Origin of the sequence: Pelagicoccus sp. SDUM812003, from assembly GCF_031127815.1 — a bacterium.
Taxonomy (GTDB): domain Bacteria; phylum Verrucomicrobiota; class Verrucomicrobiia; order Opitutales; family Opitutaceae; genus Pelagicoccus.
This window is the reverse complement of sequence record NZ_JARXHY010000037.1, coordinates 1-5,423: the sequence shown is the minus strand read 5'-3', so window position 1 is coordinate 5,423 and position 5,423 is coordinate 1. Positions and strand designations below refer to the sequence as shown.

The following is a 5,423-nucleotide window of genomic DNA, read 5'->3' as shown; positions in this document are numbered from 1 at the left end:
CGAGTGAGACCAATAGAAAAGAAATGAATCCTAACCAGTCAGCCCATACAACTCCAGCCAGCGCTCCGCGCTGACTTCCGCGTATGGCTTTCACGATGGACGAAATAATTGAGCGAAGCGACTATGGCGTAACGCATGTTACGCTCACCCCGAAGGGGTCGAAAATTTTTGAAAAATCGACTATTTGAACAAACCGAAGGAATCGAATCTAGAAATCCCCAAAATCCTGATACGAAAGGTCTGAGTTTCACGATCAAAGACCCTTTACACGGAATCTCTTCCGAAAATTCCGACGACAACCTCGAAGAAAAAGAAAAGATCAGAAAACAAAGAAAATTCCTGCACTGACGACTTCGACGATCCAGCTCTGTCCTACCCCGACCAAAAAGAGAAACCTCATGTGCGGAGACTCGACGATCTAGCAGAATTCGAAGAGAGTTAGCTCACAGGAATTCAAACCCCAAAACCCAGAAAACAATGTCCATCCAGTCGGTCCATACAACTTCGGCCAGCGCTCCGCGCTGACCTACGCGTATGACCTTCACGTTGGACGAAATAGAAAATTGAATACGTTTCCCTACAGCATTCCCGTTTATCGCGAGCTTTCCGATTCCGAAAGATCGATTCTTCGAAAGCTACTCTCTGAAACCCAGCCAGAACGAGAGAAAGAAATAGATTCACTTCATGTCTTTGGACGGTGTGGATGCGGATCTTGCCCGACAGTGATGTTCACGCCTGGAACTAAAAGAGAAAAAGAAAGATCGATTTTAGCAGACTTCCAAGGTGGAGACACAGAATCCGGCTTGATGGGAATCACGTTATGGGAAAGCAATGGATCTATCACCGAACTAGAGGCTTGGTCGATAGATGGAACAGACATAGAGTCTTGGCCTAAACTCGAAACAATCAGACCATTAGAAATTTCGAGATGAGAAGAAAAGAATGGTCCAACCAGTCAGCCCATACAACTCCAGCCAGCGCTCCGCGCTGACTTCCGCGTATGGCTTTCACGTTCTGCGAAAATAGATGAATCGAAAAACCTACCTTGTTTTAGCCATCCTATTGGCAGTCTTTGCACTATGGAGTGGATACGATTATTGGATCGAAAACAACGAAGGTTACCGATTAGCCTACAAGTCCCTATTTCGAACGATAGCTGCTTCCGTACTCGCTCTCACGTTTTTTGGCAGGTTTTGGATGAGCAAAGAAAGAATACGAAAGAGAGATGAAAAGATCGAAGAGATCAGAAGAAAAAGTAGATCTGAACGAAAAACTCCGACCATCTGAATGAAAGAAATCAAGCAGAACAAGTCGCTCGATACAACTCGGGCCAAGCGCCCGAGTTGTGGAACCAGCAAGGACGTATCTCACCCTTTACTTTCACGACGGTTACCGAGCCCTCGCGTATCAGCTTAGCGTTAGTCAGAAAAGATGAAAAAAATATTCACACTCCTAATTCTCTGCCTGCTTTTTCCGGCTTTCTCCTCTGCAAACGAAAGTAACGATTCTTGGCTGTACGGTTGCTGGGAAGGCGCAGATGACTCGGGATTGATTGGCACCCTAACACTTAAACCGGATGGAACAGTTGACCTGACCATAGGCGGTAAAAGCATTAGGGATAAATACGCCAACACGAATTCTACATTCGTCTACAAATATGATGAGAACCAATCTCCAGCACATTTAGATGTGATACGAATAACCGATGGAGAAGAAGCTTCAAAGATACCATTTATCATCAAAAAAATAGCCCACGATGAGATTTTGATTCGTGTGCTTGAAGATAACACAAGAGCTAAAGATTGGAACGGAACGCCCAATGATACTATCAAGCTCAAAAGAAAGCAGGACTAACCAGTCAGCCCATACAACTCCGGCCAGCGCTTCGCGCTGACCTACGCGTATGGCTTTCACGTTCGACAAAAAATAGAAATGAGCGAAACCGAAAAACCCAAAGCATGGGTCACGATCTACGACGAGTATGGTGATCGAAGTGGTACGCTTTCCGGAAACAAAGAAGGTCTCGAAATCCTGAAGAAGAAAATAGACGAAGCTATCGAGAAAGGCGATGTCGGGACCGAACCCGAATTGGACAGCGATTTCTTAGAAGTACGATTCGAAGAAAATAGAAAAGAACTTGATGAAAAAGAAACTACGAAAGATCAGGTTTTCAAATACGGTTGTCTCGCACTTGGACTCGTCCTTCTGATCGTCTTCGGTTTTGGAATAAAGGGAATCTATGATTTACTATCTGCAAAGTAAAATTAGGTCGAACAAGTCGCTCGATACAACTCGGGCCAAGCGCCCGAGTTGTGGAAGCAGCAAGGACGAACCTCACCCTACTCTTTCACGACGGTTTACTAGCCCTCGCGTATCAGCTTAGCGTTAGCTAAATATAGATGAAGAACTTATTCCTAGCGTTTTCACTACTGGCACTAGCGTCATGCGCCAAGAAGGAAGTCCATATCGCTAGAACATTTGACATCGGAAACCTAGGGAATCCAACGAGTGAAAATGACGCCATTCCTGAAGGATACTTATCCGTATCTCAACTAGACGAACAACCAAAAATCCTTATAAAACCAAATGATAATGAACTAAGACTCTTCGATTTCGGTGTCCTAGACAAAATAGGAAGTCAAACAATTGATCTCGAGATATTGGTTAATGAAAATGGAGAAGTCGTAAAAGCTATAGTAAGAAATTCTGAATACGGTATGATAGCCGAAACGATGCGAAGAATCGCTAGGACAGCAAGATACTCTCCAGGATTTAAGGACGGACACCCCGTGAAGTGGCATGCAAAACTGCCAATAACACTTAAAAAATAAAGCTAACCAGACGGCTCACACAACGAGCGCAAGCGCTCGTCGTGTGGCCTCGACGTTGGACGAAACTAAATGAAAGAGATCGAAAAGTTCGGAGAGTTCTTTGTGAGGAACACCAGAGATCAAGCTCTCCACAATTTGAATACGCTCCTCAGCGGTGCTGCGAAAGCTCCCGATCAGCAAAGCCTTCAGAGGTCACTAGCCGAATTCTCAGAAGAGCAAAAACAAACGATTAGAGAGCTAGTTGACGATCTCACCACTGGCATGATGCATGATCTCCTTTACGCTTTTCAGGAAGCTTCAGATTCAGAAGAAGGAATCATCGTGCAAGTAGACGGAAAGGATATCGCTCAAGAGTCCGATGGGCTTCACGGCGAGTTGTTCACTGAAGATGGATGGATCAAAAGATTCAGCGAATATGAGTACGATGAAAATAAAGATTAGGTCCAACAAGGCGGTCGATACAACTCGGGCCAAGCGCCCGAGTTGTGGATGCAGCAGGGGCAGATCTTGCCCTACTCTTTCACCACGTACAACCTAGGCCCTCGCGTATCACCTTCACGTTAGGCAGAAAAATGATCTCAAAACTCCTCAACCTCTTCACAAAGTCAGAGAACTCCTCTGATTCGAGAGTCTTCGAAGAGATCACTTCGCGAGATACTCACAAGGTGTGGAGTTCCTCATGCGAGATCATTTCGCTTAGTCAGAATAGGAATCGCATATTGCCACTTATTCCTAGGCTTCAAGCCATCAAGAACAGAACAGCAGGACTCAAAATGGGTGGAGCGTTTGCTCCGAACCAAAGGTTTGTTGATTTTGCGATACGAGTTATCGAGTTTCATCGCGATAGCACAGAGTGTCCTTGTTGCCTATACTTGGAGCATGGCGTTGATCCAAACCTTGAGGAAAAGAAAGGAAGCATTAGAATTACGGATACAGTTAGAATCGATAACAAGTGGGTCGACTACTACCTCGCAGAATGCACACGATGTGGTAATAAACTCAGAATCATAGAAAGAGAATCTCACTACACATGGTGGGAATGGAAAAATGCCTAACCAGTCAGCCCATACAACTCCAGCCAGCGCTCCGCGCTGACTTCCGCGTATGGCTTTCACGTTCGTCAAAAAATGAAACCGATCTTAGCACTCCTCGCGTTGGCAGCTTTCACTGCAAATTCACTTGCGGGAGAACTCCAGGAGCTCTTTCACAAGGAGCGATCTTCTCTGGAAAAGATTCGAGATGAGTTTTCTACGGTTCTAGAGGTGTATCCCGATTTGAACCACGTTGATCTGCAGAGCTACAGTCCAAGGTCTATAGCTATCAGTCCCAAGGATTTCGAATCGATACGATCGATGATGGAGGTATCCGGAGTGCTCTCTGTCATGAAAGGAGATTTTTCGGGAATGGATTTCGAAGACACGGTCTACATCTTGATCGAGTACGAAGATCACCCAGACATTGGCATCCAGAGAGGTTTCGTCAGCACCAAAAACGAATTAGGAGAAAGTGGGAAAAGCGAAGATATCCGTTTTACTCCGATCGATCAAAACTGGTATCTCTACGAAAGAAAGTTCGAGCACGAGCTCTACTAAACAGAAATGAAAATTTGGACGAACCAGGCAGCTCATACAACTCCGGCCAAGCGCTCCGCGCTAGGCCTCCGCGTATGGCTTTGACGATATGCAGAATAAGAAGACAGCACTCATCTTAGGATCGACCTTTTTCACACTTCATACGGTCGTATTGTTGATCTGCTTCTTCTACAGTCAGAGCACTCACGAAGAAGCTCCGATGATTTGGCTTATCCTCCTCTTCGGAGATTTCCCAGTCAGCCTTGGTCTGTTTATTCCGTTTCTCCACGTGGACGGGAATTACGAATGGAACAATGTCTACCTCCCGGCCATTTACCACGGAGTGATCGGTTCGATTTGGTGGTTCCTTCTACCAACTCTAGCAGTAAAGCTCTACAACAAGTTCAGCCACAGGCCGGCATGACCAAAGGAAAAGTAGAATCATGCGAAGCCAGTTCAAAAAAAGAAGGCATATCCAGTCGCTTCATACAACTCCGGCCAGCGCTCCGCGCTAGCCTACGCGTATGAGCTTCACGTTCGACGAAAGGAACAATATGAAAAAACTACCCCTATTCTCACTTCTCGTCATATTTCTGGTTTCGTTTTCCGAAGCACAGGACCAAGTGAAACCGGACCATTTCACCTACAAGGCGGACGGTAGCGTAAAGACAAGAGGCGTCTATGAAACCAACGAGAACGGAAGAGTTGTGAAGTTCACCGTCCTCGATGAGTCCGACGAAGTGCTCTACACCGAAATTCCCTACTACGCCGAAGACGGAAGGATTATACGAGCAGACCGATTCGACGCTAAAGGTGAGCTAGAGAAGGTTGTCATCTACTTCGAAGAATTCGCGAAAGTCATGAACGCACAAGGAGAAATCATCGATACTCAAGGCTTTTCACAAAGAGAGTTTCTCGAAAGCACCAATGAAAGATAGGTCGAACCAGTAGGAATGAGAAGGCACAGAGACGAGTCGCCATGAGGCGACCCGTCAATATAGTGCCTTTATGAATACAGCTA

General features: G+C 45.7%; 6 protein-coding genes. All 6 read left to right on the top strand.

Going from position 1 to position 5,423, the window contains the following annotated elements; genetic code table 11:
• Window positions 1-1,431 precede the first annotated feature (1,431 nt).
• The 6 genes from QEH54_RS22430 (at window position 1,432) to QEH54_RS22405 (ending at window position 5,340) form a co-directional block, all read left to right on the top strand.
• A complete protein-coding gene (locus tag QEH54_RS22430) occupies window positions 1,432-1,854 on the top strand; it encodes a hypothetical protein (protein WP_309020966.1) in 423 nt (140 codons plus the stop codon).
• A gap of 78 nt (window positions 1,855-1,932) precedes the next feature.
• Window positions 1,933-2,262, top strand: a complete 330-nt coding sequence (locus QEH54_RS22425) for a hypothetical protein (RefSeq protein WP_309020965.1) — start codon at window positions 1,933-1,935, stop codon at window positions 2,260-2,262.
• Window positions 2,263-2,399: 137 nt separating this feature from the next.
• Entirely contained in the window at window positions 2,400-2,831 is a 432-nt protein-coding gene (locus QEH54_RS22420; protein ID WP_309020964.1) for a hypothetical protein, read from the top strand.
• Window positions 2,832-2,900: 69 nt separating this feature from the next.
• Window positions 2,901-3,272, top strand: a complete 372-nt coding sequence (locus QEH54_RS22415) for a DUF6547 family protein (RefSeq protein WP_309020963.1) — start codon at window positions 2,901-2,903, stop codon at window positions 3,270-3,272.
• Window positions 3,273-3,958: 686 nt separating this feature from the next.
• Window positions 3,959-4,423 (top strand): hypothetical protein, encoded by a 465-nt coding sequence (locus tag QEH54_RS22410; protein ID WP_309020962.1) that lies wholly within the window; start codon window positions 3,959-3,961, stop codon window positions 4,421-4,423.
• A gap of 503 nt (window positions 4,424-4,926) precedes the next feature.
• On the top strand, window positions 4,927-5,340 hold the full coding sequence (locus tag QEH54_RS22405; protein WP_309020961.1) for a hypothetical protein: 414 nt from the start codon (window positions 4,927-4,929) through the stop codon (window positions 5,338-5,340).
• Window positions 5,341-5,423: the final 83 nt, after the last annotated feature.